Origin of the sequence: Cellulophaga sp. L1A9, from assembly GCF_009797025.1 — a bacterium.
Taxonomy (GTDB): Bacteria; Bacteroidota; Bacteroidia; order Flavobacteriales; family Flavobacteriaceae; genus Cellulophaga.
Genome location: NZ_CP047027.1, coordinates 479,151 through 505,305, shown reverse-complemented (window position 1 = coordinate 505,305; position 26,155 = coordinate 479,151). Strand labels below are relative to the sequence as shown.

The following is a 26,155-nucleotide window of genomic DNA, read 5'->3' as shown; positions in this document are numbered from 1 at the left end:
ATTAAAAAGTTAATTTAATGTTCATACCATAACTTCTGGTGCCAGGAGCTTGCGCATTTTCCCCATAAGCCTCTGATAATTCAGAAGGATCCCATCTATGAGTGTTGTCGTCGCTTACTGCAATTAGCCATAGATTTCTACCAACCAAACTAAGACTAAGACCACTTAATTTATCGTTAAGAAACTTCTTTGGAATGCTATAGCTTAAGCTTACATCTCTCAATTTTATATAGCTTGCGTCATGTACAAAAGGCTCTGCAAGTGAGTTGGCATAAAATTGTTGGCTATATGAGTAAGAGTCAACATATGTGTCTACGGTAGTTCCGTCTACTGACGAAACACCAGTAACATGAACACCCCCGCCACTAGCAACGTCATCTCTAAGTTTATTTCCAAGGTCATTTAACCCTGCTGTTTCTTCCAGTAATCCAGAATAATTACCCCACATCTCGGTTAATGAAAAGAAATTACCTCCTTTTTGGTAATCTATAGATGCAGTTAAACTTAAATCTTTATATCTAAAAGTGTTGACTAATCCACCTGTAAAATCAGGCAAAATACTTCCTAAATATTGATTAGTTTCAACAGCATAAAGTCCACTTTCTTGTATAATTGCATTTCCATTGTCATCCCTAGCAATACCTGTACCTCTCAATTGACCCCATTCATTTCCTAATTCATGTATAACACTAACCATTCCGTAATCATCAGAACCGTTGGTTCCTAATGCATCAAGTGAAGTTAAAGTTCCGGGTAAGCTATTTATAGTGGTTTTGTTAGTGGCCCAGTTGGCCATTATATCCCATTGAAAATTGTCTGTTTTAAATGGCGTTGCCATTAAAGTAATTTCTAAACCTTTTCTTTCAGATTCTCCAGCATTAGTATAGTAACTAGCGTAACCGGTTCCGTTAGAAATGCCGACAGGGATTATTTCGTCCTTTCTTTTTTCATTATAGTAAGTCAAACTCAAACCTATACGATTACTGAAAAATTTGGTGTCGAATCCTAATTCGTATGAAGTGTTAATTGCAGGTTTAATGTTAGGGTCTAAGACATAACTGTTCGTATATTCTAAGGCCAAGCCATTATATGGTTTTTCAGATAAAGGATAAGCTGGATCTAGTAAGTAAGCATCTAGATCGTTACCAACCTGAGCCCAACTAGCTCTTAATTTACCGAATGATAAAACAGAGTTATTATTTATTAATTCTGAAAATAAGAAACTTGTACCAATGGATGGGTAGCCGTAGCCATTATTATTCGAAGGTAGAGCAGAACTCCAATCTCTTCTGTAAGATGCATCTAAATATAGCAAACTTTTGTATCCTAAACTAACATTACTATAGATACTATTTACTTGTTTTTCACTAACGTATGTTGAAGGTGTTGGTGTAATTGCGGCGTTAGAAAATGCATATACATCAGGTAATATAAGACCACCTGTTAAAGCATCGGTCTCCATTTGAGCACTAAAACGGTCATAGTTGTTGATTCTAATATTTCCTCCGACAAATGCTTTAACGTCGAAGTTATCCCCGAATTTATCCGTAAATGTTAGGGCTGCATTATAGTTGTTTTCAGATTCTGTTCTTCTGTAAACTCCAAATGAATTTGACCAAGGATTATACAAGTCAGGAGCGGATGAATAAGCTAAAAAATAGGGAACTTTATAATCGTTTTTATATTCTTCCTTATTTCTTGAAGCTCCACCAGATAACTCCCACTTATCATTAATTTGATATTTAAAATTAATATTACCAACATAATTATCTGTCTTATCAATATTCTCATATTGATCTAAATAAGTATATGGGTTAAACCAGAAGGCTGCTTTTTTATAGCTTCCACCGTAATATGCGTAATAATCAGGTCCCCACCAGTTCCAACTCGCTGAGTGGCCGTCAGGTGTGGTTAAGTCTTTTAATTCTCTTAATTTATCTATCTCAGTTCCTCTACTGAACCATGAGTTAAAGCTTCCTGATGTTTGGTTGCTATAACCGTCATCAAAATCGCCCGAAACATTAGATTGTGTGTAATTTAAGCCGACAGCGACATTAAGTTTATCATTAACATCGAAATCAAAGCTAGTACTTATAAATTGCTTATCCAACTTGGAATATGGAGTAATACCGGATTGATCTAGATCTGTGAAAGATAATCTTCCTCTAAAATTGTCTCCACCACCACTTAGCGAAATTGTATTTTTTAGAGTTACACCAGTATCATAAAAGTCTCTAATATTGTTAGGTTGAGCTGTATATTTTGCCGTTTGTCCGTAATATGGACTATCTTCCCAATAGGCATACCATGGAATATAATCTTGTCCGTCAAATTCTGGTCCCCAACTCTCATCAGCATAATTATTATCCCATGCTAGATATCTCTCTCCTTCAAAAATACTCCATTCTGATGGGTATTCAGAAATATCTAATTCTTCTCCAAATATAGAAAACGAATTATTACCATCGTAACCTCCACCATATTGGTTTTGATAGTTAGGTAGGTTTGCAACTCTATCAAATGTTACAGAGCTAGATATCTCAATTCCTATTGCGCCTGAAGAGCCTTTTTTAGTCGTTATAACAACAACTCCTGCGTCTGCTCTTTGCCCATATAGTGCTGTTGCGTTAGGTCCTTTCAAGACATTTAAAGATGCTACATTATCCATATCAATACTGTTTGGATCAGCTGGAACTCCGTCTACAACATATAGAGGATCTTCATCTGCAGTAAGAGAAATAGCTCCTCTAATTCTAATTTTTCCTGATTGACCAAGTTTTGAACCAGCCTGGCCTTGAATTTGAACACCAGCAACTTTACCAGCGAGAGCTGTTTTTAGATTGGCGTCTTGCGTAATGTTTAGCTGTTCAGCATTTACTACCTGAGAAGCATAAGATAAAGTTTTGCTTTCTCTTTTAATGCCTAGTGCTGTAACAACAATTTCATCTAATGCCTGAGCATCTTCCAAAAGTATTGCATTCATTGTATTAGATGTGCCTACTGTTTTTTCAACTGTTTTTTGTCCTACATAAGAAAAAACTAATATGTCACCTGACTTTGCATTAATGGTATAATTACCATCAAAATCTGTTTGTGTTCCAGAACTGGAACCCTTCACTACCACACTTGCACCAGGAAGTGGGAGCTTTGACTGATCCGATACCGTACCAGTAATTGTTTTCTCTTGTCCGTGAATCATCAAGGATAGAAGAAAAATCTTAAGAAATAAAAAATACTTAATTCTCATGAAAATTAATTTTTGAGTTAGTTATTAAATAATTAGTCTATAAAATTTAGTTAAAAGAGCTAGTCTAATTTTTTATGGAGTAACTAATTCAAATAAAAAATAGATCAAACTGTATGGAATAGAGTTTTGATTTTTTTAACTAGCTTTTTAACCTACTAGCAAAAGAAGAAAAGAGTATGAGTATATTGTTAATTTCCGACCTAAGTGAACTCTAACCGATTTAAATTAACGTTTACTAATAATTTAAATAACTGGTAATTAGGTGCTTAATCGGATTAGTTTAAGTGTTAAATTTTTAAGATAAATTAAAGTTAAGGGTCTATTATTTTATCTTTAAATATAGATTTTTGATATTCCAGTGGTGTTTTAAGGTGTCTTTTTTTAAATGCTTTGTAGAAGGAAACCTTATTGTTAAATCCGGTTTCATATATTAAATCGCATATTACTAAATCACTTTCAGAATTATGAATCTTACGAATGGCTTCTTCAATTCTATAATCGTTAATTAGTTCATAATAATTCTTGTCAAATTCTTGGTTAATAGTCTGTGATAAGCTATATCTGTCAGTATTTAATTGTTCAGCAAGACCTTCAAGTGTAAGTGTATTGTCTAAGTAAACTTTCTTTACTCTAAGTATTTCGTTAAGTTCTATTTTTAGACTATTCAACATATCATCAGTTAAGCCTGAATTTTTATATTTAGTTTTTTCTTCTTTCTCTATATTCTCTTTTTTTATAAATATTTCTGGTTGAAAGAATAAAATAAACGAAATTATAGTGATGAATGTTGAAAAAAGGATTGCCAAAAAATAAATGCTTAATGAATTAATATTTTTATCGCTCTCGAAGTAAGCCCTTGTTGATAATAATAGAAAAATGACAATAATAAAAGATGCGAGAAAAACTAACCACTTTTTGATATTTAAAGGGATTTTATTTTTTTGTTTTGTGCTGATGCGAACTAAAAAGGCAAGATAAATAAATGTATAAATGGCTTTAAACGTTAAACTACTCAATACTTGAGATAAAATTCTCACATCAAAAAATAGGATATAGATGTATGAACCCAGCATCATTGTGGGTACAAGATACTGTAAGATGTTCTCTCTTAAATTTATGGTATTTCTATTTTCAATTTTATTCCTCATATAGAGGAATAAAGACGGTATCCAAAAATAAAATTGTGCTCTAAAAAAAGGCACCTTTGGATTGTAATGAACGTTATTCCACCATAACAAAGCTAGTTCCAGAAGCATCAATGAAACACCCGTTAAGAATATCGTAAAGTAGACATTGTTGATATCTAACTTAGAAAATTTTAGGAAAATTAGTGCGGAAATACAAAGTCCAAGTAAGGCGTTAGCCAAAAAAAACCAATGAATAAAGTTTTTTTGAGTAGTACTATTGGGCTCTTTAAAAATAACTTTAGATTCACTTTTTACATTGGAATAGTTCTTTTGATTTAAGGAGTCTTCAACCTGAGTTGAGCTAGAATTAAATTTGTTTTCAACAATGAAGTAGGTTTTAATAACTTTTTTCAATGTGGTGATAGTTTGAGTATTCGTCAATTCAATATTTGAAGTATTGCTCTTTGTACAAGAGAAAATGAAAAGACTTCCAATAATGAGGACTACTTTTGAGAGCATAAAATTAAATAAGTCGCTGTAAAATTAACTTTTCTAATGTTTTAAGATTAGTGTTAAATCTTAAATTGATGTTAAAGTTATATTTTTAAATAAAAATCCGGTAAAGTTTAAAAAATATAACAAACAAAAAAACCGGTGCTCCCACCGGTTTTAGACTAACTAACTCAAAAAATTACTAAACTCAAATATTATTCTTCAAAAGTAATATCATTTTTATGTACTAAGGTTAACCTAACCTTAGCTAATTGTTATTAATGTTACTTATAACAAAATAACGTAGTTTTTTTTGAGTTATTATATGACGTAACACATTTATTTTAAAATAGTTACATTTAATCTTGCAATGCAAATACTTTTTGTAATAATGCCGTAGTTCTAGAAGCAGATTTAGTTCTTATTTCCTGTTCTTCAACAGCAATCATTGTATAAACACCTTTTAGTGCTTCTCCTGTTACGTAATCTGTTAAATCAGGGTTGACTGGAGTAACAAAAGGAATGTTGTTGTATTTAGTAATAAGGTTACTCCATACTTGATCTGCACCTACTTTAGAAAATGAATTTTTGATCACAGGGCTGAAAGAAGTATATAATTGTGTTTCTGTAGTAGATTTTAAATAATTTGTAGCAGCATCATCACTGCCCAATAAGATTTGCTTAGCATCACTGAATGTTATTCCTTTAACTGCGTCTACAAAAATAGGAGTAGCTTCTTTTACAGCATCTTCTGCTGCGCGATTTAAAACTTTAAGCCCTTCATCAGCTAAACTGCTTAAGCCCATCTTGCGAAGCGTATTATCTACTTTCTGTAAATCTTCAGGGAGAACAATTTTTACAAGATCATTTTTAAAGAAACCATCTTCTTGGGTTAATTTTTGAACTTGTTTTTCAATACCTAAATCTAAAGCTTCTCGCAGTCCACTTGCTATTTGGGCGTTACCGATAGTACTACTTTGTGGAAGTTGATTTACAACTTGTTGTAATTCATTACAGCTAAATAATAGAAAAACAGCGCTTAGCGCAATAATTTTATGTTTCATGGGGAATGTTTTTTACAAATTTATAGTTTAAAAAATTGATGTTATGAGAAAACAATGGTTTTATTGTTATAAACCATTGTTTTACGTTGAATGTGCAGTTTAACAGCTCTTGAAAGAACTATTTTTTCAAGATCACGCCCTTTGGCAATAAGATCATCGATAGAATTTGTGTGAGAAACTGTCGTGGTATCTTGCGCAATAATTGGTCCAGCGTCTAACTCTTCGGTAACATAGTGTCCTGTGGCTCCTATTATTTTGACCCCTCTTTTAAAAGCGGCATGGTATGGTTTGGCACCTGCGAAAGCGGGTAAAAAAGAATGATGAATGTTTATTATTTTATTCGGATAGCGATCAATAATCTTACTGGTGACAATTTGCATATACCGCGCAAGAACAATAAAATCTATCTGGTATTTTGCTAAGAGTTCTAGTTGCTTATTTTCAGCTTCGGCCTTTGTCGTTTTTGTTACGGGAATATGATAAAAAGGAATATCAAACTGCTTGGCGACAAATTCTAAATCATTATGGTTGCTAATAATAAACGGAATGTCAACAGCTAATTCACCTGAATTGAAGCGACTCAATAAATCATAAAGACAGTGGTTGTATTTAGAGACAAACAATCCCATTCTGGGTTTGGTCTCATCAGTATGAATACTCCATTTTATTTTGAACTTAGTAGTTAATTGCTCATCAAATTTAGATTTGAAGTGATTTACACTGAGTTCGGTATCTAAAAATTCACTTTCAATACGCATGAATAGTTCGCCAGAAGCTTTATCAACATGTTGGTCTAAGTAAATGATATTTCCTCCTTGTGCATGAACGAAACCAGTAACGGAGCATATTATGCCAGATTGATCTGGACAATGTATTAAAATTGTTGTTTTCACGTGACTTAATTAAGGGGTAAAATTATGATATTGAAAAGAATAGGTCGTATGAAATAGTCACTTTTACAATATTGTAAATTATACAAGTTAATCTTTGCGTTTTTCGTAAATTGCACCCTGTAAAAACACCTTTTATTATCAATGGAACAAATTATCCCATATACACCGAAGAATAAAATACGAATAGTTACCGCAGCTTCTCTATTTGACGGGCATGATTCTGCCATAAATATAATGCGAAGAATTATCCAATCTACAGGGGTAGAGGTAATTCATCTTGGACATGATCGTAGTGTTCAGGAAATGGTAGATTGTGCGATTCAGGAAGATGTAAACGCCATTGCATTGACGTCCTATCAAGGAGGTCACAATGAATATTTCCGTTACATGTATGATTTGCTTAAGGAGCGTGGCGCAGAACATATAAAAATCTTTGGAGGTGGTGGGGGAGTCATCCTTCCAGATGAAATTAAAGCCTTGATGGAGTATGGTATTGCTCGTATTTATTCTCCAGATGATGGTAGGACAATGGGCTTGCAAGGAATGATCAATGATTTAGTTGCACGGAGTGATTTTCCTGTGCCGGATTTAAATAAAATTAAAAATACTTCAGTTACTGAGGCTTTGAAGACGAAAGATATTAATACTATTTCCAGACTAATTTCTTTGGCTGAAAATAGACCTGATGAATTTCAGAAACATTTTGGAGCTGTTACCGTACCTAATACTATTCCTGTGTTAGGAATTACAGGTACTGGTGGTTCTGGTAAATCTAGTTTAGTAGATGAGTTGGTGCGTAGGTTTTTGGCAGATTTTCCAGAAAAAAGAATCGGATTAATTTCTGTAGATCCTTCTAAAAGAAAAACAGGAGGTGCTTTATTGGGGGATCGTATACGTATGAATGCGATAAATAATAATCGTGTTTACATGCGTTCTTTAGCCACAAGGCAGTCTAACTTGGCATTGTCAAAATATGTAGAGGAGGCAGTTCAAGTATTAAAAGCAGCTGAATTTGATTTAATAGTATTAGAAACCTCAGGAATTGGTCAGTCAGACACGGAAATTATTCAACATTCAGATGTTTCATTGTACGTAATGACTCCAGAGTTTGGTGCTGCTACACAATTGGAGAAGATTGATATGCTTGATTTTGCTGATGTTGTAGCTATAAATAAATTTGATAAAAGAGGTTCTCTGGATGCTTTGCGTGATGTTAAAAAACAATACATGCGCAACCATAACCTTTGGGATATGGACCAAAGCGATTTGCCAATTTTCGGAACTATGGCGAGTCAATTTAATGATCCAGGTACCAATAGATTGTACCGCACCTTAATGGATAAATTAGTAGAAAAGGCAAAGGCCAATTTAAAATCTTCTTTAAAATTTAATACGGATGATAAAGCACACGCTTTTGTGATTCCTCCTTCGCGCATAAGATACCTCTCTGAAATTGCAGAGAATAATAGAAGCTATGACGATAAAGGAATTGGGCAAGTACAAGTTGCACAGCGACTTTATGGTGTGTTTCAAGCTATCTTGTCCATTTTAAATGTGAAGCCTAGTGCACCTGAGCAGTTGTACCTTTCAAAAAATGGATTGGATGAAGATGCGATTGCAGCGGTTGGCATATTAGAAGAGCATAAAACATTTCTAAACTTATTAATCAAAGAATTTGATCGTATAAAGTTAGATTTAGATCCCTATCATTGGGAGGCTATTCTTAACTGGGAGGAAAAAGTACAGAAGTATAAAGATCCTATTTACACGTTTAAAGTGCGTGACAAAGAATTGAAATTAGACACACATACAACATCTCTTTCTCAGACTCAAATTCCGAAAGTAGCACTCCCTAAATATAAAGCATGGGGCGATTTGCTGCGTTGGATGATTCAGGAAAACGTACCAGGAGAATTCCCATATACCGCTGGTTTGTATCCGTTTAAACGTACAGGAGAAGATCCTACTAGAATGTTTGCGGGTGAAGGTGGGCCAGAGCGTACCAACCGCCGTTTTCATTATGTAAGTTTAGGCTTGCCTGCAAAAAGACTTTCTACGGCCTTTGATTCGGTAACCTTATACGGCAACGACCCAGATATTAGGCCAGATATTTATGGTAAAATAGGAAATGCAGGAGTTTCTGTTTGTTGTTTAGACGATGCTAAAAAACTGTATTCAGGTTTCGATTTATCTAATGCTATGACTTCTGTGAGTATGACCATTAATGGTCCGGCACCTATGTTATTGGGCTTTTTCTTAAATGCGGCAATTGATCAAAATTGTGAGAAATATATAAAAGAACATAACTTAGAAAAAGAGGTTGCTGCTAAAATAGCAGCACTATTTAAAGGTAGGGAAGATAAAAAACCTAAGTACAATGGCGCCCTACCAGAAGGTAATAACGGTTTAGGTTTAATGCTTTTAGGAGTTACTGGAGATCAAGTTTTGCCTTTAGATGTATATACTACAATAAAGGTTAACACCTTACATGAAGTTAGAGGTACGGTGCAGGCAGATATTCTAAAAGAAGATCAAGCACAAAATACGTGTATTTTTTCTACTGAATTTGCATTGCGATTAATGGGAGATGTGCAAGAGTACTTTATTCAGAATCAAGTGCGTAATTTTTATTCAGTTTCTATATCTGGATACCATATTGCAGAAGCTGGGGCAAATCCTATTACACAATTAGCATTTACCTTATCAAATGGGTTTACTTATGTAGAGTATTATTTAAGTAGGGGAATGGATATTAATGCCTTCGGACCTAATTTATCGTTCTTCTTTTCAAACGGAATAGATCCAGAATATGCTGTAATTGGGCGTGTAGCACGTAAAATTTGGGCAAAAGCATTAAAACATAAATATGGAGCAGGGCCAAGAGCTCAAATGTTAAAATATCATATACAGACTTCTGGCCGTAGTTTGCACGCGCAAGAAATAGATTTTAATGATATCCGTACAACGCTTCAGGCGTTATATGCAATTTATGACAATTGCAATTCATTGCATACCAATGCTTATGATGAGGCTATTACTACGCCTACAGAAGAGTCTGTTCGTAGAGCAATGGCAATTCAGTTAATTATTAATAAGGAGTTAGGTTTAGCTAAAAATGAAAATCCGTTACAAGGCTCTTTTATTATTGAAGAACTAACGGATTTAGTAGAAGAGGCAGTTTTAATAGAATTTGATAGGATTACAGAACGTGGGGGAGTATTAGGTGCTATGGAAACCATGTATCAACGTTCTAAAATACAAGAAGAAAGCTTGTATTATGAGACATTAAAGCACAATGGCAAATTTCCTATTATTGGAGTCAATACATTTTTAAGTTCAAAAGGATCACCAACAGTACTGCCTGCGGAAGTAATCCGTGCGACAGATGAAGAGAAAAAAGCTCAGATTGTGACTTTGGAAAATCTGAAAGAAATGAATAAAGAAGAATCCAAACTGGCACTGAGTGAAATTCAACAAGCAGCAATGAATAATGAAAATATATTCGAGAAGCTTATGGAGATTTCAAAGGTAAGTTCTTTGGGTCAGATTACTAATGCGCTATTTAAAGTAGGAGGGCAATACCGAAGAAATATGTAAAGGATAAATTAAATCTAGGAATAAAAAAAACGCTCTTTTATAAAGAGCGTTTCCATATTCTGTATGTTTTTCTAAAGATTTTTAGTTCTTCGCGTAAAAGATTTAAATATTCTTTTTCTTTCAAACCATCCATTTCTAAACCTCTACAATAAGATAGAATGTTTTTACTGATGATATTGATATGATGTATTGTTGATACTCTAATTAAGTAAGATTCAGAGCGTTCAGCTAGTTCAATTTTTTGAGGAATTAAAATAGTATCTGTTAATAAAGAATCTGCAATGATATCTCTGTGGCTTTGAGATTTGTACAAATGCAACAAATCCTTATTGTAAGTGATGTAAGATACAATCTCTCTGCTTATAGAGCATAAGTCTAAGGCTTTTCTATAAACTGGTAACGTATTCAAATTTCGATTTGGCATCTTAAGCAATTTTCTATAAAATTACGACGAGATTACAAAAATTATCTTACTTTTATAAAGCAGATACTAAGTTTTACTATCGAATACAAATATTTTAAACTGTTTTACTATTGAATCCAAAGATTGATGATTTAAATTGGGGTATTCTTCAAAGCCTTCAGAAAAATGCAAGAGATTCTTTTGCAAATATAGGTCGTAAAGTAGGCCTTACGCCTCCTGCTGTTGCAGAACGAATTAAGAAAATGGAAGACATGGGAATTATTAATGGTTATAAAGCTATTATCTCTCATACAGAAACAGGGTATCAGTTGAAAGCCATGATTACGTTGCGCGCTTTTATGGGGAAATTGAAGCCCTTTTTAGAAGCGGTTAAAACGTATGAAGAAGTGGTAAACTGTTACCGAATAACAGGTAATGAGAATATTATCATGGAGGTAGTTTTTAAAGATCAATTTCATTTAGAGAAATTTATTGATATGTTAATTCAATATGGGGAGACAAGAACACATATAATTCTCTCAGAAGTGGTTTCTGATGCACCTGTTGGGAGAAAAGCCAAATCATAATTCTGCTAACTTTTTATGGGTTCTCTGTAAAAACACTATTTTAATTTGTAAATTTAACTATAATTTGGCGAGATTTTTGATGCATCAAATTGATATGAAAAAAACAGTATTCTTCCTAGCTTTTGCCTTTTGTTTTGTTTTAAATACTTCAGCGCAACAATTAACTCTAAGGAAAGGGGTTATTATTGATTCAGTTCGTGTGCACGATACTATTTCTGAAAATTTCGCTTTGTACATTCCTAAGAAATTTGATGTAAATAAGCGTTGGCCTGTATTGTTTTTGTTCAATATGGAGGGTAAAGGCAAAGCTGCAATTCAGCCCTTTTTGCAGGCTGGAGAAAATCAGGATTATATTCTTGTGGCTTCAAATGAAGTAAACGATTCGCTTTCGATTACTCAGAATGTTTTAATAACTAGTAGGATGATTGATAGGGTAATTAGTATTTTGCCAATAGATGCTAGACGGATTTATACAGGAGGGATTGATTTAGGAGGAACATTTGCATCAATAATGCCTATTGTAAGTAAGAATATTAAAGGAATTGTTTCTATAGGAGGAGGTCTTGCAAATGCAGATGTTTTAACTTCTAGTAACCCATTTCAATTTATAGGTATAGCATCAGTCAATGAGTATAAAAGTATTCAAATGGAGGTTTCGGAACGTCTATTAAACAACCTGAAATTTCCAAATCAATTGTTTACCTATGAAGAAAATACAAATCCTAATGCTATGTATTTTGTTGATTTAGCATTACAGGTATTTACTTTAAATTCCATGGCTAAGGGTGAAGTAGAAAAAAATGAAGAGTTTATTCATGCCGCTTATCGCAAGAATTTAATGGTAGTACATAGTCTTATAAAAGATAAAAAGCTGTTGCGGGCTTATAGTTTTTCTAAAGAGATCATCGAAATTTTTCGCGTTCATTTAGATGTTTCAGAGCTTAAAGAGGTGCAAAAAAGTCTTAGAAAAAATAAAGAATACAAGGTCGCAAAACGTATGGAATCTAATTACAGATTTCAAGAACAATTGTTACAAGAAGATTATGATTATGCTGTTTATGAAGATGTTGCTACTTATAATTTTAATAATTTGGGGTGGTGGAATTATCAAATGCAGGAAATTGAAAAATTCAAGAATAGTGAAAACCCTTATGAGCGCCAGATGGGCAATAGGTTAAAAGATTTTTTAGATTATATAGTAGATAAAAATATAAATGAATTAGAAGAAGAGAAAGTAGTAGATGAAGAAGGCCTTAGCTTTCTGTATATGCTTAATACTATTACAGATCCTGATGATTTTGAGGCGTATTTAGAGGTAATATCATTGAGTTCAAAGGAGGAAGATTACAGTACCGCTTTATTTTATTTAGAAGAGTTGTTAAAAGCAGGATTTACGGATAAACAAAAACTTTACGATATACCAAATACAGCACTTTTAAGAATTTCGCCAGAGTACAATGCATTAATGTTAAAATACCTTAAGGAAGCTAGGTATGATATTAAGGAACAATAAAATGGGGCGTTTTATTTACATCCCAATCAATAACAAGACCTTTAGCTAAGGATTGAGCAACCTCTTTTCCGTATAAATATTCACATAAATAAAGTGCTGCTTCAAAACTTTTTGCACCACCAGCGGAGGTAATGTATTTTCCGTCATGCACGAATAAAGAATTTTTCTTTACATTTAATTGCGGAAACCTTTCTTGGTATTTAATTAAATCACCAGGGAACGTGGTGGAAGCCACAGTATCTAGCAATCCTGTTTTGGCAAGTACGAAAGCGCCATCGCAATGACTAGTCATAAAAAGAGCCTTTTCATCAACCTTTTTTACAAAACTAAGCATTACAACATCTTCTAAGTCAGTATCTAGATGATGTTCTGCGCTGGGGATAACTAAGATGTCAATATTGGGAAGATTTTTTTTAGTGTAATCAAAATCAGGAAGAATGCGAACGCCTTCAAAAGTGGTAATAGGTTGCAGTGTATTGGCAACCGTAAAGACATTCATTGCCTTAATATTTTTTCGAAATTGAGTATGTTGGAAAATATCGTAAGGCGCGGTGAACTCAGTATTATAAGTGCCGTCCATGATTAAGAATGCAACATTATAACGATCGGGTTGTATTTTTTCTAAAGCTTTTTTATTACTGTGAGTAGAATTAATTTCGCTACAGGAGACCAGCATGAACATAGAAAGGAGTAAAATAATTGCAGCTTTCATAGATGTTTTAATTTAAATCGAATTTACAAACAAAACCTAGATGTGCAAGATATGAATTGTAACTATTTTATTTATAAGTTTGTACCTGGGAGTTTATTCTTTTTTTTCTTCAATTTATTTGTGGCTAAAACAGATTTTATTTCATGTTGAATTATTAAATATTACCTATGCGAAAATTACTTTTTTTAGCTGTAATTCTATTGATGAGTTGTAAGCAAGAAAAAAAATATCACGATGTTGTTGCAAATGAAATTCCACAAGATATTTCTAATGCTATGGCAGATATCTTAAAATTTCAACAGGAACTAAATAAGGAATATAAAGATCCTGAAACCTCTCCTCTATATAATAAGGACAGAAAGAATTTTGAAACCTTAGATTTTTTCAAACCAGATACTACATTAAGGATAGTCGCTAAATTTGTAAGAACTCCAGATGCTTTGCCTTTTTTAATGGCAACAACAACCGATAGAAAATCAGAAGAAGTAGTGTATGGTATTGTGTATTTTAAGATTAATGGAAAGGATTATCAGTTAGAAGTGTATCAAAGCCCTACGTTAATGGCGCAAGCGAAATATAGAGAGTATTTGTTTCTTCCATTTTCAGATGAAACCAATGGTGGTTTAACGTATACCGGCGGTAGGTATGTAGATTTATCTATTCCAAAAGGAGATACTTTAATGATCGATTTTAATAAAGCGTATAATCCCTATTGTGCCTATAATAAAAAGTATTCTTGTCCAATAGTACCTAAGGTGAATCATCTTCCTGTAAAAATTAATGCGGGGGTTAAGGCATTTAAAAAAAAGTAAATAAGAAAGGCTGAACTAAATTAAATTTAGTTCAGCCTTTTTTTATGAAACAGTAGTTTTTATTAATGTTGATTCAGTCTAAAGTCCGGATAAGCATCCATTCCATGTTCATGAAGATCTAATCCTTCCAGTTCTTCTTCTTTGGATACTCTAATGCCAATTGTTTTCTTTAACGTAAAAAGTATTATAAAGGTAGTTAAAGAGCAAAAAAGACCAATGATAACAATACCTGCTAATTGATATAAAATTTGTGATCCTCCTGCTTTGGTTCCTAAAAAACCGACGGCCAATGTGCCCCACACGCCGCAAATTAAATGTACAGCAATGGCTCCTACGGGATCGTCTAATTTTACTTTGTCAATTAATGCAACGGCACCTACCACTAGGATTCCTGCTAATGCTCCAATAATTATAGCTTCATTTGGTGACATTAAATCGGCGCCTGCAGTAATACCAACCAAACCTCCTAAAATACCATTTAGAAACATGGTTAAATCCAGGTTTTTATAAAGAAGATATGAAAACATAAAGGCGGCAATTCCTCCTGCAGCTGCAGCTAATGAAGTGGTAACGAGTACTAATGAAGTACCTCCTGGATCTGCAGAAAGTACAGAGCCTCCGTTAAAACCAAACCATCCAAGCCAAAGAATTAATACCCCAGCAGTAGCGATAGGTATATTATGTCCGGGAATAGCGAAGGTTTCTCCGTTTTCGTCGAATTTACCGATTCTCGGTCCAAGCAAATACACCGCTATAAGCGCTGCCCAACCCCCTACAGAATGTACTAAAGTAGAGCCGGCAAAATCATGAAATCCAGCTTCTTTTATGAGTTCTCCTGCGGCATTTACTTCGTTACCTAGGGTTGATAAGAATCCGCCACCCCATTGCCATGAACCTACAATTGGGTAAATTAAACCTACATAGATGACCGTGAAAATCATAAAGCCTCCAATTTTTATACGTTCAGCAACGGCGCCAGAAACTATAGTTGCTGCCGTAGCAGCGAACATTCCTTGAAATAGAAAATCAGTCCAATAGGTGTAGCCTCCACTAGGGGCGTACGCTGCCGTCATACCATTGGCGGGTGCTTCAATACCAAACCCTGCAAATCCTAAAAATCCATTAAAATCGCCAGGGTACATTAAGTTAAATCCGCCGATGTAATACAATAAAAGCCCAGCGCAAATAATAAAAAGGTTTTTAAATAATATATTGATAGTGTTTTTTTGTCTGGTTAATCCAATCTCTAAAAATGAAAAGCCTAAGTGCATGAAAAACACGAGTGCTGTGCATATCATCATCCAAACATTATTGGCAGTAAATAATCCGTCGTTCATAATGTTTTCTGTTAGTTGATTCCTGCGTTCCCGCTTTCTTTTGTCCTTATTCTATAAGCTTCTGTAATTTCTGATACAAATATTTTTCCGTCTCCAACATTGCCAGTACTTGCGGCCTCTAGTATGGTCTCAATCGTTTTTTCTAAAAATTCATCAGAAATGACAATGCTCAAGTGTCTGCGTTGTATATCAGTAGTGCTGTAAGATATTCCGCGATAAACATGCCCTTGTTTTTCATTGCCAACTCCCGTTACATCCCAGTAGCTAAAAAAGTTTACTTCAATTTTATGAAGTGCTTTTTTTACTTCGTCGAATTTTGACTTTCGAATAATTGCTTCGATTTTTTTCATGATTGATTTGTTTGATTTCCTGCAAATGTAAATCAATTATTATTTTTAACAATTCATTAACAAGCTAATTAGTGGATAGTGAAAAACAGCTAATCTTTATAATTATCTGTTTTTCAGCAGTTTGCACTGTATTTTTTATGGTGTTAGGAAATCAGGCATTTCTAATCTAATTTGTGAGAAATCTGACCTTTAGGCATAAAAAAAGAGTGTGTCTTTTGAGAGACACACTCTTTTTAAATATAAACAATAAACAAATTTTAACTTAGAACGAATAGATCGCAGCAACTAAGAAAGATGATAAGCTTTTAGAAGCGGCACCATCATTATCAAAATATGGCTCATTATCGCTCCAAGAATCTAATCTTACTTCTGGTTTGATTGTTAAGTTTTCAATTGAATAGCTACCTGTTAATGTAGCGGCAAATACACTTGGATCATCCGTACCATCTACACCATCAAAAGTTGAGAAGTATTCACCTCTTAATCCTAATTTAAAACTATCAGAAGTAGCTAATTGTGGGTATAAAGCAGCTCCTGCGAAACCAGCTCCATCACTATCAGCATAAGCGGCATTTATACCTAAGAAAAAATCTTCTGATAAATCAAAACCACCAGTATAATCTACTTCTAGACCTAGGAATTCACCACCGTCATAATAAAAGTTTAAAAATTGTCCTGAATACCCTAATTGCGCTCCCAAAGCGTAAACTCCTGTAAAGTTGTTATTTACATCAGCTACATTTGTAACAGCTAACATTAAGCTAAAATCTTCAGATAACGCAAAATCAGCTTTTACACCTACATGTGAAAATGGTCCGCTAGAAAATAAATAAGAAGTACTGTAGTTCATATTTGCAACAGGAGAAATTACTTCATATCCTAAGAAAGTATTGAAGCGACCTGCAGTTATTGTTGTTCCTTCAGAAACATTCCAGTATGCATAAAGTTGATTAATAACATTTTGGTTAAACGTAGCAGCTTCTCCTCTAGGACCAAAAACAAGATCGGCAACAACACCTGTTTTTCCCATATCGTAACTAGCTATAAGATTTGCCATTCCTAATGCAAATCCTGTCTCTTCAGCGAAAGAAGATCCTGGATTAATAAAGGCTCCGTCACCATCCGCTTCGTCCGTAGCGCTCAAATTAGTTCGGAAATAAGCATCAGCGCTACCGCTGATTTTAACTTTACTTTTTTCTTCCATTTCTTCTTGCGCTATTAAGCTTGTTCCAGCAAAAAGTAACCCTAGTAAAAATATATTTTTTACGTAATTTGTTTTTGTAATCGCTTTCATAAAATGATGTTTTAAATGTTCCTTTCTCTATTAAAGGAAGTGTTTAAGATTAAGTGTTGTTTGTTGAAATACTAAGTATTATTGTAATGGAACGTTCAGGCGAACGTTCCATTGTTGATGTCTATTTATCGTTGATTGTAAATTCAGGATAAGCACTAGAATCATGTTCGTGAATATCTAATCCATCCATTTCTTCTTCTTGTGTAACTCTTAAACCTATAGTTTTCTTTAAGATGAATAATACGATGAAAGAAGCAACTGCAGCCCAAACAATATAAGCTAGAGATCCGTAAAATTGAACCCATAAAAGTCCAGCTCCTCCACCAGAAAGAAGACCACCGTCTAAAGCGAATACGCCTACTAAAACGGTTCCTAAGAAACCACATACCCCGTGAACGGAAATGGCTCCAACGGGATCATCAATTTTTAATTTTTTGTCAATGATTTCAATTGATAGTACTACTACAATTCCGCATATTAAACCAATAGCTAGAGCACCCCATACATTCACGGCACCACATCCTGCAGTAATTCCTACAAGTCCGGCTAATGCTCCGTTTAACGTCATTGAGATATCTGGTTTTCCGTATCTAATCCAGGTCAATACCATAGCGGCTACTGCACCCATTGCTGCAGCAATATTGGTATTTATAATCACGCTACCTACAGCAATAGTATCATCACCACCAAATGCTAATTGTGATCCTCCGTTAAATCCGAACCATCCTAACCAAAGTATTAAAACACCCAATGCGCCATACGTCATATTGTGACCCGGTATTGCATTAACTTTACCGTCTTTATATTTTCCAATTCTAGGTCCAACTAAAATTGCAGCGACTAATGCAGCTGCACCACCTACAGCATGTACTACTGAAGATCCGGCAAAATCTACAAATCCAGCAACATTTAACCATGCGCTATCGTCAAATGGCCAGTACCAGCTACCTGAAATAGGATAGATGATTGTAGTTAAAACTGCAGAGAATATTAAATAAGTAGAAAATTTTGTTCTTTCGGCAATTGCTCCAGATACGATTGTTGCAGCCGTTGCACAGAATACCGTTTGGAAAAGTAAATTGTACCAGTCCGTGGCTGAAAAGAAGAAATACCCTTGATCAGAAGGGCTTGTTCTGAAAAAACCACCTAAAACGGTATCACTACCGTACATTATACCATAACCTACAGCCCAGAATAATAATGAACCGATACATAAGTCCATAATGTTCTTCATGATAATGTTTCCAGAATTTTTACTTCTAGTAAAACCTACTTCCACAAGCGTAAATCCTGCTTGCATAAAGAATACTAAAATGGCTGCAACTATAATCCATAGTGCGCCCATATCGCCGTTGATGCTTTGAATAGCTTGGTCTAGTGTTTCTTGGCTAACACCTTCCGCTACTTTACTTATAGCTTCTTGTTGTACTTCACTCATAATATTAGTTTTTTTGAAAATCTTAGTTAGTTAATTCCAGCTTGTCCACTTTCTTTGGTTCTTATTCTGTAAGCTTCAGAAACATCTGAAACAAATATTTTGCCGTCACCTACATTTCCAGTACTAGAAGCTTCTAATATGGTACTTACGGTTTTTTCTAAAAACTCATCTGATACAACAATAGTTAAGTATCTTCTCTGAATGTCTGAAGTGCTATAGGAGATTCCGCGGTAAACATGTCCCTGTTTCTCATTACCGACTCCGGTTACATCCCAGTAACTAAAAAAATTAACTTCAATTTGATGGAGTGCTTTTTTCACTTCGTCAAATTTTGATTTTCGAATAATTGCCTCGATTTTTTTCATATTTGATTTGTTTGTTGATGAAGCAAATGTATGTTAAAATCTTTAACACCCATTAAAATGAAGGGGGGGTGTATATATTTTTTTGATAATTGTAATATATACCCCTAAAATTTATGGGTATCATTAATTTTAGTCGAAATAAATAAAAATTTGATTTAATTGCGTTGCTTATTTCTGGCAAAACATAGGAGAAGTAGAATTTTTTATAGATTTTTTTGTCATATGTTTAAAAACCAACAAGAAAAGCTGTAAACTTTACAAAATCTAAAAAAAGATTCATTATTGTTTAAATTATAACAACCAATAAGGGTGTGGAAGTGTACTGTAAGTTTAGCTAAGCTTTGTAAGCCATATGCCAAGGGAGACTGCAAAAATACCTACTGTAATACTAAGTGTAGTATATAGAGCAAAGGCAAGTAGATCTCCATTTTTTAAAAGAGAGTTGTTTTCTAATGCAAAAGTAGAGAACGTTGTAAAGCCACCACAAAAACCAGTAGCTAAAAATAATATTTGATTTTCGTTGAAATAGCTGTTCTTTAAAGAGATTCCTAGAATAAATCCAATAATAAGACAACCTATTATATTTACAATAAAAGTACCTAAGTAAAAATTGGTGAAATAGAAATTAAGCGGCTTGCTTATTAAATACCTTAATACACTGCCTAGACCGCCACCCAAAAAAACAAGTAGAATTTGTTTCATACTTTAAAAGTATAAAACTAAACTGCTTTTTTGTACTTTGTCTCAAGAATATTTAAAGGATAAATATTCTCTGTAGGTATTTGTGTAGTATTGGTATCTTTTTTTTCGATTCTTTTCTTATTACTATTTACGCTAAAAAGTAATAGAAATGCATTTAAACCGACTAAAATAGATAACACGCTAAAAAAGGTGACCATAGAACTTTGTTTTATAGTATTACAACGCAAAAATACGTCTTTTCTTACAAAAATCTTAAAATTGTTGTGATCTCCATGATTTTTGTGGTGTATGCAACTTTAACGTTAATTTTTAAGTGAATATTTAATAACAAATAATAAAAGTATAAAGATTAGGAATGTTAAGCCTATCCATTTAACGCCTTTATAGTTTTTTAAATGGAGCTTTTTGTCTCTCTTGTAAGCGAAAAAAGTAATTATTACAAAAGACACAAAAAAAATGCCGGCGAATATTAATTGTCCTGTACTGAACATATTTTTTATTTTTATGCAAAAATAACCTAATAATAGAACAGATGGAAAATAAACTTAAAGCAGTGGCGCTTTTTCATGAAACATTCGGAATGGGTGTTTCTAAATCTATGCAAGCAAATTTAGGATCGCGTAAAAATTTATTGCGTTTTAATTTGATGGATGAAGAAAATAAAGAATATCTGGAAGCTGCGGAAAATAACGATTTAATTGAAGTGGCTGATGCTTTAGGGGATATGTTATATATTTTATGTGGTACAATTTTGGAACATGGCATGCAACATAAAATAGAAGAAGTGTTTAATGAAATTCAGCGAAGTAATATGAGTAAGTTGGGGGCAGATGGGAAACCTATTTATAGAGAAGATGGTAAGGTGTTAAAAGGACCAAATTATTTTGTCCCGAACATTGACAAAATATTAAATAAATAAAAAAACCGCCAATAGGCGGTTTTTTTATTTGAAATCTTGCTATAATTTATAACGCCATCCAAATTTGTCTTCAGCTTTATTGTACTGAATATCGGTAATTCTTTTCTTTAATAAAGAAGCGTAACTATCTTTTATTTCTGGTAAATCGTAATCAGTTTCTTTGTATCCAAACGCTGAGATAGGAGAGATAACGGCAGCGGTTCCTGCGCCGAACATCTCTTTTAAAGATCCTTCTTTAGCAGCAGAAACAACTTCAGCCACTGTTAGTTTTCTAACTTCAACATTAATATTTTCGTCTTTAGCTATTTCAATAATACTTTTTCTGGTAATACCATCTAGGATTCTATCACTTGTAGGACCTGTAATTAAAGTATCATTTATGCGAACAAAAATGTTCATTGCACCAGCTTCTTCAATATATTCATGTGTATTATCGTCTGTCCAAATTACTTGGTTGTATCCTTTTGCTACTGCTAATTGTGTAGGATAGAATTGACCTGCATAATTTCCACCAGCTTTAGCAAATCCAACACCACCATTTGCAGATCTGGAATATTTTTCTTCAATCAATACCTTTACTTTTCCAGAGAAGTATGATCCTGAAGGTGCTAGGCAAATCATGAATTTGTACTCGTTTGCTGGAGATGCATGGAATCCGTTACCAGAAGCAAAAATAAAAGGACGTATATACATGGAGCTTCCTTCGTTCTTAGGGATCCATTTCTCATCAACCTTTAAAAGGGTTTTAAGCCCTTCCATAAAATAGTCTTCAGGAATTTCAGGAATAGCTAATCTTTTAGCAGATATGTTAAGTCGTTTATGATTGTCTAATGGTCTGAACAGCCAAGCGGAATCCTCGGAATCCTTATAGGCTTTCATTCCTTCAAAAATGGACTGCCCATAATGGAAAATTTTTGCAGAGGGATCTAATGATACTGGACCATAAGGTACAACTTTTGGGTTCTCCCAAGCGCCATTTTTGTAATCACAGACCAACATATGGTCAGAGAAGATGCTTCCAAAGGATAAATTATCAAAATCTACTTGATCAATTTTAGATGTTTTACTTTTTTCAACCGTAACTAAGCTATTTGCGGTAGTTTCCATTTATTATATGTTTAATGCAATAAAATTAATGAATAATAATTAGTAGAGCTTCTTTTTTTATCTAAAAATAACCAACTTTGTAACAATTCAATAAATACTAATGGATATGAAAAGAATTAACATTTTACTTGTGATAATTGTATGCTTTTTTAGTTGCAAGGGGCAAGATAAACAAACGGAATCGGAGCCAACAACTGAGGTTACAACTGGATTTTCTTCTTTTGGAGCTGAAATTGGAGTAGATAACGCTTTAAATGTTAGTGATATGACTTTGAAATATCAAAATTTGAAGGTTGCTGATACCATTACGACTAAATTTACAGGAACCGTAATAGATGTTTGTCAGGCTAAAGGATGCTGGATGAATGTTGAGTTGGAGAATGGTGCGCAAGCAATGGTGAAATTTAAAGATTATGGCTTTTTTATGCCAAAAGATATAGCAGGTAAACAAGTTGTAGTTAACGGCTTGGCATTTGTAGAAGAAATGTCCGTGGAAGAGCAGCGACATTATGCTGAAGATGGGGGTGAGTCGGAAGAAGCAATCGCTGCAATTGTGTCTCCTAAAAAGACCTTGAGGTTTGAAGCAGATGGCGTACTTTTAAAACAATAATTTGGAACGTAAAATTATAACAACGTCTGACGGGTCTACGACTATTCAGATTGTAGATTGGAATGAACAATACCATTCTATACACGGTGCAATTCAAGAAGCATATCATGTCTTCATTAAAAATGGCTTATCCTTATATAAGGATAGAGATGTTTCTATTTTGGAAATTGGCTTTGGTACAGGCTTAAACGCTTTGATAACGTTTATAGAAGCACAAAAAATAAATTTAAATATACAATATACGGGTGTAGAAGCTTATCCTGTAAATCCATTAGAAATTAAACAGCTGAATTATGTAGAGCAGCTTAAGGCGCAAGAATATGAAAAAATATTTTTGAAAATGCATGAATCTGACTGGGAAAAATCTTGTAAATTATCATCAACTTTTGAGCTGGTAAAGCAGCAGAAGGACTTTATGCATATAAAAGATGAAGCTGCTTTTGATTTAATTTATTTTGATGCCTTTGGAGCCCGTGTTCAACCAGAATTATGGACAGAAGATATTTTCAATATCATGTATAGGGCACTAAAGAAAAATGGTGTATTGGTGACTTATGCGGCAAAAGGGAGTGTTCGTAGGGCAATGTTAGCGGTAGGTTTTGAAGTGGAGCGCTTAGAAGGCCCTCCAGGAAAGAGAGAAATGCTAAGGGCTGTTAAAAAGTAAGATAATCTCCTTATTAAGTGGGTTTTATGTTAAACCTAAATTAAATGATAACGCTATACTTTATAAAAAAATTACCTTTATAAAAAATTGCTATGAAGGTCTTAATAACAGGTGCTACAGGATTGGTTGGCAATGCTATAGTAACCGAGTGTCATAAAAATAAAATTGCAGTAAATTATCTTACTACACGTAAAAGCAAAATAGTTGATAACGAAAATTATTCAGGTTTTTTTTGGAACCCAGATAAAGGCGAAATAGATGTAAACTGCTTTACAGGAGTAACGGCAATCATAAATTTGGCAGGAGCTTCCATTTCTAAAAGATGGACATCTTCCTATAAGAAAGAAATTTTATCGAGTAGAATTAATTCTTTAAGAACGCTAAATGCTGGTTTATCTAAAGTAGATTGCGCTTCTATAACTTCATTTGTATCTGCTTCTGCTATAGGTATCTATCCGGATTCAATTAAAAAATTCTATTCAGAAGATGACGAGTTTAAGACAGAGGGTTTTCTTTCTGAAGTTGTCAAAGCTTGGGAGAATGAGATAGATACTTTTGAACGTTTCAATTTTAGTCTTTCAAAAATTAGAATAGGACTTGTAATGTCTAATGTAGGCGGTGCTTTGCCTGAAATGGTTAAGCCTATTAAGTTTTTTGTAGGTTCTGCATTTGGTTCGGGAAAACAATGGCAATCTTGGATTCATATTAAAGATTTAGCTAAACTATTCGTATTTGCAATCAATAATGAATTGAATGGCGTATACAATGGTGTGGCTTCAAACCCTGTAACCAATGAAAAGCTAGTTATAAAAATAGCCAGCGTTTTGGATAAACCATTAATACTTCCAAAAATTCCGGCATCAGTTTTAAAATTAATTTTAGGAGAAATGTCTGCGCTATTATTGGACAGCCAACGGGTTAGTAATAAGAAGATTTTAGAAGAAGGCTTTGTTTTTAAATACTTAAATGTCTGCCCTGCATTGGATTCTCTATATGCTAAAAAGTAATTTTGTCTGCCATATTTTAGTGCTCCCTTACAATTGATCCCTAGAAGAGTCGTTTTTTTAATGCCTTTCGGCATGTTTTCTATAAAGTTTGATGACATTTTGACATTTTTAAAGAATTGGCAGTACTTTTGCCAACTGTTAAGAGCAGAATGAAAAATTGAGTCAAAAATGAGCGATATAAATAACACAGAAGATATACAGGAAGAAAACTTAGATCAACAAGACGGATCAGGGCAACAAAATAACTCATCTGAGCATGCTGAAGAGCTTTCTGTTGAAGAACAGTTAAGAGAAGATTTAGCAAAAGAAAAAGATAAGTTTCTGAGGTTGTTTGCTGAGTTTGAAAACTACAAAAAAAGAACTTCGAAAGAACGAATGGATTTGTTTAAAACTGCAGGGCAAGAAGTGATTGTTGCTTTGTTGCCTGTTTCTGATGATTTTGATCGGGCGATGCAAGAATTAGCTAAATCAGATGATAAAGAAACATTCAAAGGTGTAGAGTTAATTAAAATCAAATTCGAACAAGTACTAAAATCTAAAGGTTTAGAAGAGGTAGAAGCTAAAGCAGGTGATGTTTTTAATGCAGACATCCATGAAGCTATTACCCAAATTCCTGCTCCAGACAAGAAGATGAAGGGTAAGATTATAGACGTTATTGAAAAAGGATTTAAGTTAGGCGATAAAATTATCCGTCATCCAAAAGTGGTTGTTGGTAATTAAACATAAAGTATGAAGGAAGATTATTACGACATTTTAGGGATAACTAAAGGTGCAAGCGCGGCAGAAATAAAAAAGGCATATCGGAAAAAAGCCGTGCAATATCATCCAGATAAAAACCCTGGAGATGCAAAGGCAGAGGAGATGTTTAAAAAAGCAGCTGAAGCCTATGAAGTATTAAGCGACGATAATAAAAAAGCACGTTACGATCAGTACGGCCATGGAGCTTTTGATGGTTCCGGCGGTTTCGGCGGTGGCGGAGGTGGTATGAATATGGATGACATATTCAACCAGTTTGGTGATATTTTTGGTGGCTTTGGCGGCGGCGGCGGAGGCTTTAGTGGTTTTGGCGGCGGCGGCGGTGGTCAAAGAAGAGTAAAAGGAAGCAGCTTAAAGATTAGAGTAGCGCTTACTCTCGAAGAAGTTGCCAACGGTGTAGAGAAAAAAATAAAAGTTAAACGTAAAATTCAGGCAAGTGGTGTAACGTATAAAACGTGTAGCACTTGTGGTGGTAGAGGTCAGGTGACTAAAATTACCAACACTATTTTAGGTAGAATGCAAACAGCAGCTACGTGTAGCTCTTGTGGTGGTAGCGGTCAAATTTTAGACCATAAACCTCATGATGCAGATTCTCAAGGTATGATCGTTAAGGAGGAGACTGTAGCGGTAAAAATACCTGGTGGAGTAGAAGACGGGATGCAGTTAAAAGTTACCGGTAAAGGTAATGACGCTCCTGGTAATGGTGTTCCTGGAGATTTAATCGTAGCGATTGAAACTTTGGAACATGAAACGCTAAAGCGTGAAGGAGATAATTTACATTATGACCTATATGTTAGCCTTTCTGAAGCAGTCTTAGGGACTTCTAAAGAGATAGATTCTGTTACGGGAAAAGTACGTATTAAACTAGAGCCGGGAATACAATCTGGTAAAATTTTGCGTCTTAGAGGTAAAGGTATTACAGGTCTTAATGGATATGGTGCGGGAGATTTACTAGTACATGTAAATGTTTGGACCCCAAAAACAATCAATAAAGAACAAAAAGAATTTTTTGAGAAAATGCAGGACAATGAAAATTTCATTCCAAGCCCAGAAAAATCTGATAAATCGTTCTTTGAAAAAGTAAAAGATATGTTTTCTTAAGGGCATAATAATTTATTTTTAAAATAAAAACGTATATTTGAAATAACATTGGACTTCC

Annotated in this window: 23 protein-coding genes; 10 read left to right on the top strand and 13 right to left on the bottom strand. The window is 34.1% G+C overall.

The window, feature by feature from the left end; all coding sequences use genetic code 11:
- Position 1: 1 nt before the first annotated feature.
- From GQR94_RS02030 to purU, 4 genes are all read right to left on the bottom strand, one after another.
- A complete protein-coding gene (locus tag GQR94_RS02030) occupies positions 2–3,247 on the bottom strand; it encodes a SusC/RagA family TonB-linked outer membrane protein (RefSeq protein WP_158973812.1) in 3,246 nt (1,081 codons plus the stop codon).
- 311 nt (positions 3,248–3,558) lie between these two features.
- Positions 3,559–4,788, bottom strand: coding sequence for an AraC family transcriptional regulator (locus tag GQR94_RS02025; protein WP_158973811.1), 1,230 nt, complete (start codon positions 4,786–4,788; stop codon positions 3,559–3,561).
- A gap of 437 nt (positions 4,789–5,225) precedes the next feature.
- Positions 5,226–5,930 carry a DUF4197 domain-containing protein gene (locus tag GQR94_RS02020; protein WP_158973809.1) on the bottom strand — a complete coding sequence of 235 codons (705 nt, stop codon included), beginning with the start codon at positions 5,928–5,930 and terminating at the stop codon, positions 5,226–5,228.
- A 41-nt stretch (positions 5,931–5,971) separates the two neighbouring features.
- Positions 5,972–6,823: a formyltetrahydrofolate deformylase gene (gene purU / locus GQR94_RS02015; protein ID WP_158973807.1), complete on the bottom strand. Its 852-nt coding sequence runs from the start codon at positions 6,821–6,823 to the stop codon at positions 5,972–5,974.
- Positions 6,824–6,964: 141 nt separating this feature from the next.
- Here purU and GQR94_RS02010 point away from each other — a divergent pair, with 141 nt between their 5' ends.
- Positions 6,965–10,420: a methylmalonyl-CoA mutase family protein gene (locus tag GQR94_RS02010; protein ID WP_158973805.1), complete on the top strand. Its 3,456-nt coding sequence runs from the start codon at positions 6,965–6,967 to the stop codon at positions 10,418–10,420.
- A 37-nt stretch (positions 10,421–10,457) separates the two neighbouring features.
- Here the strand turns inward: GQR94_RS02010 and GQR94_RS02005 are convergent, their stop codons facing one another.
- Positions 10,458–10,844: a hypothetical protein gene (locus tag GQR94_RS02005; protein ID WP_158973803.1), complete on the bottom strand. Its 387-nt coding sequence runs from the start codon at positions 10,842–10,844 to the stop codon at positions 10,458–10,460.
- 110 nt (positions 10,845–10,954) lie between these two features.
- Here GQR94_RS02005 and GQR94_RS02000 point away from each other — a divergent pair, with 110 nt between their 5' ends.
- Positions 10,955–11,410 (top strand): Lrp/AsnC family transcriptional regulator, encoded by a 456-nt coding sequence (locus GQR94_RS02000; protein WP_158973801.1) that lies wholly within the window; start codon positions 10,955–10,957, stop codon positions 11,408–11,410.
- A gap of 94 nt (positions 11,411–11,504) precedes the next feature.
- Positions 11,505–12,923 carry an alpha/beta hydrolase gene (locus GQR94_RS01995; RefSeq protein WP_158973799.1) on the top strand — a complete coding sequence of 473 codons (1,419 nt, stop codon included), beginning with the start codon at positions 11,505–11,507 and terminating at the stop codon, positions 12,921–12,923.
- Here GQR94_RS01995 and GQR94_RS01990 read toward each other — a convergent pair.
- Positions 12,910–13,635 carry a DJ-1/PfpI family protein gene (locus GQR94_RS01990; RefSeq protein WP_158973797.1) on the bottom strand — a complete coding sequence of 242 codons (726 nt, stop codon included), beginning with the start codon at positions 13,633–13,635 and terminating at the stop codon, positions 12,910–12,912. The genes GQR94_RS01995 and GQR94_RS01990 overlap by 14 nt on opposite strands.
- A gap of 167 nt (positions 13,636–13,802) precedes the next feature.
- Between GQR94_RS01990 and GQR94_RS01985 the strand changes: the two genes are divergently transcribed.
- Positions 13,803–14,447, top strand: coding sequence for a DUF1684 domain-containing protein (locus GQR94_RS01985; RefSeq protein WP_158973795.1), 645 nt, complete (start codon positions 13,803–13,805; stop codon positions 14,445–14,447).
- 62 nt (positions 14,448–14,509) lie between these two features.
- Here the strand turns inward: GQR94_RS01985 and GQR94_RS01980 are convergent, their stop codons facing one another.
- The 6 genes from GQR94_RS01980 to crcB form a co-directional block, all read right to left on the bottom strand.
- Positions 14,510–15,784, bottom strand: a complete 1,275-nt coding sequence (locus GQR94_RS01980) for an ammonium transporter (RefSeq protein WP_158973793.1) — start codon at positions 15,782–15,784, stop codon at positions 14,510–14,512.
- Positions 15,785–15,795: 11 nt separating this feature from the next.
- Positions 15,796–16,134 (bottom strand): P-II family nitrogen regulator, encoded by a 339-nt coding sequence (locus tag GQR94_RS01975; RefSeq protein WP_158973791.1) that lies wholly within the window; start codon positions 16,132–16,134, stop codon positions 15,796–15,798.
- Between the two features lie 262 nt (positions 16,135–16,396).
- On the bottom strand, positions 16,397–17,428 hold the full coding sequence (locus GQR94_RS01970; protein WP_158973789.1) for an outer membrane beta-barrel protein: 1,032 nt from the start codon (positions 17,426–17,428) through the stop codon (positions 16,397–16,399).
- Between the two features lie 121 nt (positions 17,429–17,549).
- Positions 17,550–18,866 (bottom strand): ammonium transporter, encoded by a 1,317-nt coding sequence (locus tag GQR94_RS01965; protein WP_158973787.1) that lies wholly within the window; start codon positions 18,864–18,866, stop codon positions 17,550–17,552.
- 26 nt (positions 18,867–18,892) lie between these two features.
- The gene (locus GQR94_RS01960) at positions 18,893–19,231 is read right to left on the bottom strand and encodes a P-II family nitrogen regulator (protein ID WP_013549220.1); all 339 of its coding nucleotides are present in this window, start codon (positions 19,229–19,231) and stop codon (positions 18,893–18,895) included.
- Positions 19,232–19,561: 330 nt separating this feature from the next.
- Positions 19,562–19,933 (bottom strand): fluoride efflux transporter CrcB, encoded by a 372-nt coding sequence (gene crcB, locus GQR94_RS01955; RefSeq protein ID WP_158973786.1) that lies wholly within the window; start codon positions 19,931–19,933, stop codon positions 19,562–19,564.
- A gap of 532 nt (positions 19,934–20,465) precedes the next feature.
- On the opposite strand from crcB, the gene GQR94_RS01950 reads away from it, so the two are divergent.
- Positions 20,466–20,852, top strand: a complete 387-nt coding sequence (locus tag GQR94_RS01950) for a nucleoside triphosphate pyrophosphohydrolase family protein (RefSeq protein WP_158973784.1) — start codon at positions 20,466–20,468, stop codon at positions 20,850–20,852.
- Positions 20,853–20,891: 39 nt separating this feature from the next.
- On the opposite strand, the gene GQR94_RS01945 is transcribed toward GQR94_RS01950, so the two are convergent.
- Positions 20,892–21,959, bottom strand: a complete 1,068-nt coding sequence (locus GQR94_RS01945; protein WP_158973782.1) for a branched-chain amino acid aminotransferase — start codon at positions 21,957–21,959, stop codon at positions 20,892–20,894.
- Positions 21,960–22,065: 106 nt separating this feature from the next.
- On the opposite strand from GQR94_RS01945, the gene GQR94_RS01940 reads away from it, so the two are divergent.
- From GQR94_RS01940 to dnaJ, 5 genes are all read left to right on the top strand, one after another.
- Positions 22,066–22,569 carry a DUF4920 domain-containing protein gene (locus tag GQR94_RS01940; protein ID WP_158973780.1) on the top strand — a complete coding sequence of 168 codons (504 nt, stop codon included), beginning with the start codon at positions 22,066–22,068 and terminating at the stop codon, positions 22,567–22,569.
- A 1-nt stretch (position 22,570) separates the two neighbouring features.
- Positions 22,571–23,233 (top strand): tRNA (5-methylaminomethyl-2-thiouridine)(34)-methyltransferase MnmD, encoded by a 663-nt coding sequence (mnmD, locus tag GQR94_RS01935; protein ID WP_158973778.1) that lies wholly within the window; start codon positions 22,571–22,573, stop codon positions 23,231–23,233.
- 92 nt (positions 23,234–23,325) lie between these two features.
- Positions 23,326–24,240 carry a TIGR01777 family oxidoreductase gene (locus tag GQR94_RS01930; protein WP_158973776.1) on the top strand — a complete coding sequence of 305 codons (915 nt, stop codon included), beginning with the start codon at positions 23,326–23,328 and terminating at the stop codon, positions 24,238–24,240.
- Between the two features lie 168 nt (positions 24,241–24,408).
- A complete protein-coding gene (locus GQR94_RS01925; protein WP_158973774.1) occupies positions 24,409–24,960 on the top strand; it encodes a nucleotide exchange factor GrpE in 552 nt (183 codons plus the stop codon).
- A 9-nt stretch (positions 24,961–24,969) separates the two neighbouring features.
- Positions 24,970–26,097: a molecular chaperone DnaJ gene (dnaJ, locus tag GQR94_RS01920; RefSeq protein ID WP_158973772.1), complete on the top strand. Its 1,128-nt coding sequence runs from the start codon at positions 24,970–24,972 to the stop codon at positions 26,095–26,097.
- The last annotated feature ends 58 nt before the right edge of the window (positions 26,098–26,155 follow it).

Excerpts from the sequence above, each read along its gene's own strand:
- GQR94_RS01980 (WP_158973793.1), bottom strand. The coding sequence starts at position 15,784 with ATGAACGACGGATTATTTACTGCCAATAATGTTTGGATGATGATATGC.
- GQR94_RS01960 (WP_013549220.1), bottom strand. The coding sequence starts at position 19,231 with ATGAAAAAAATCGAGGCAATTATTCGAAAATCAAAATTTGACGAAGTG.
- GQR94_RS01965 (WP_158973787.1), bottom strand. The coding sequence starts at position 18,866 with ATGAGTGAAGTACAACAAGAAGCTATAAGTAAAGTAGCGGAAGGTGTT.
- GQR94_RS01995 (WP_158973799.1), top strand. The coding sequence starts at position 11,505 with ATGAAAAAAACAGTATTCTTCCTAGCTTTTGCCTTTTGTTTTGTTTTA.
- GQR94_RS01970 (WP_158973789.1), bottom strand. The coding sequence starts at position 17,428 with ATGAAAGCGATTACAAAAACAAATTACGTAAAAAATATATTTTTACTA.
- GQR94_RS01945 (WP_158973782.1), bottom strand. The coding sequence starts at position 21,959 with ATGGAAACTACCGCAAATAGCTTAGTTACGGTTGAAAAAAGTAAAACA.
- GQR94_RS01990 (WP_158973797.1), bottom strand. The coding sequence starts at position 13,635 with ATGAAAGCTGCAATTATTTTACTCCTTTCTATGTTCATGCTGGTCTCC.
- GQR94_RS02020 (WP_158973809.1), bottom strand. The coding sequence starts at position 5,930 with ATGAAACATAAAATTATTGCGCTAAGCGCTGTTTTTCTATTATTTAGC.
- GQR94_RS01985 (WP_158973795.1), top strand. The coding sequence starts at position 13,803 with ATGCGAAAATTACTTTTTTTAGCTGTAATTCTATTGATGAGTTGTAAG.
- GQR94_RS01925 (WP_158973774.1), top strand. The coding sequence starts at position 24,409 with ATGAGCGATATAAATAACACAGAAGATATACAGGAAGAAAACTTAGAT.
- GQR94_RS01975 (WP_158973791.1), bottom strand. The coding sequence starts at position 16,134 with ATGAAAAAAATCGAAGCAATTATTCGAAAGTCAAAATTCGACGAAGTA.
- GQR94_RS01930 (WP_158973776.1), top strand. The coding sequence starts at position 23,326 with ATGAAGGTCTTAATAACAGGTGCTACAGGATTGGTTGGCAATGCTATA.
- GQR94_RS02010 (WP_158973805.1), top strand. The coding sequence starts at position 6,965 with ATGGAACAAATTATCCCATATACACCGAAGAATAAAATACGAATAGTT.
- GQR94_RS01950 (WP_158973784.1), top strand. The coding sequence starts at position 20,466 with ATGGAAAATAAACTTAAAGCAGTGGCGCTTTTTCATGAAACATTCGGA.
- crcB (WP_158973786.1), bottom strand. The coding sequence starts at position 19,933 with ATGAAACAAATTCTACTTGTTTTTTTGGGTGGCGGTCTAGGCAGTGTA.
- GQR94_RS01940 (WP_158973780.1), top strand. The coding sequence starts at position 22,066 with ATGAAAAGAATTAACATTTTACTTGTGATAATTGTATGCTTTTTTAGT.
- dnaJ (WP_158973772.1), top strand. The coding sequence starts at position 24,970 with ATGAAGGAAGATTATTACGACATTTTAGGGATAACTAAAGGTGCAAGC.
- GQR94_RS02030 (WP_158973812.1), bottom strand. The coding sequence starts at position 3,247 with ATGAGAATTAAGTATTTTTTATTTCTTAAGATTTTTCTTCTATCCTTG.
- GQR94_RS02005 (WP_158973803.1), bottom strand. The coding sequence starts at position 10,844 with ATGCCAAATCGAAATTTGAATACGTTACCAGTTTATAGAAAAGCCTTA.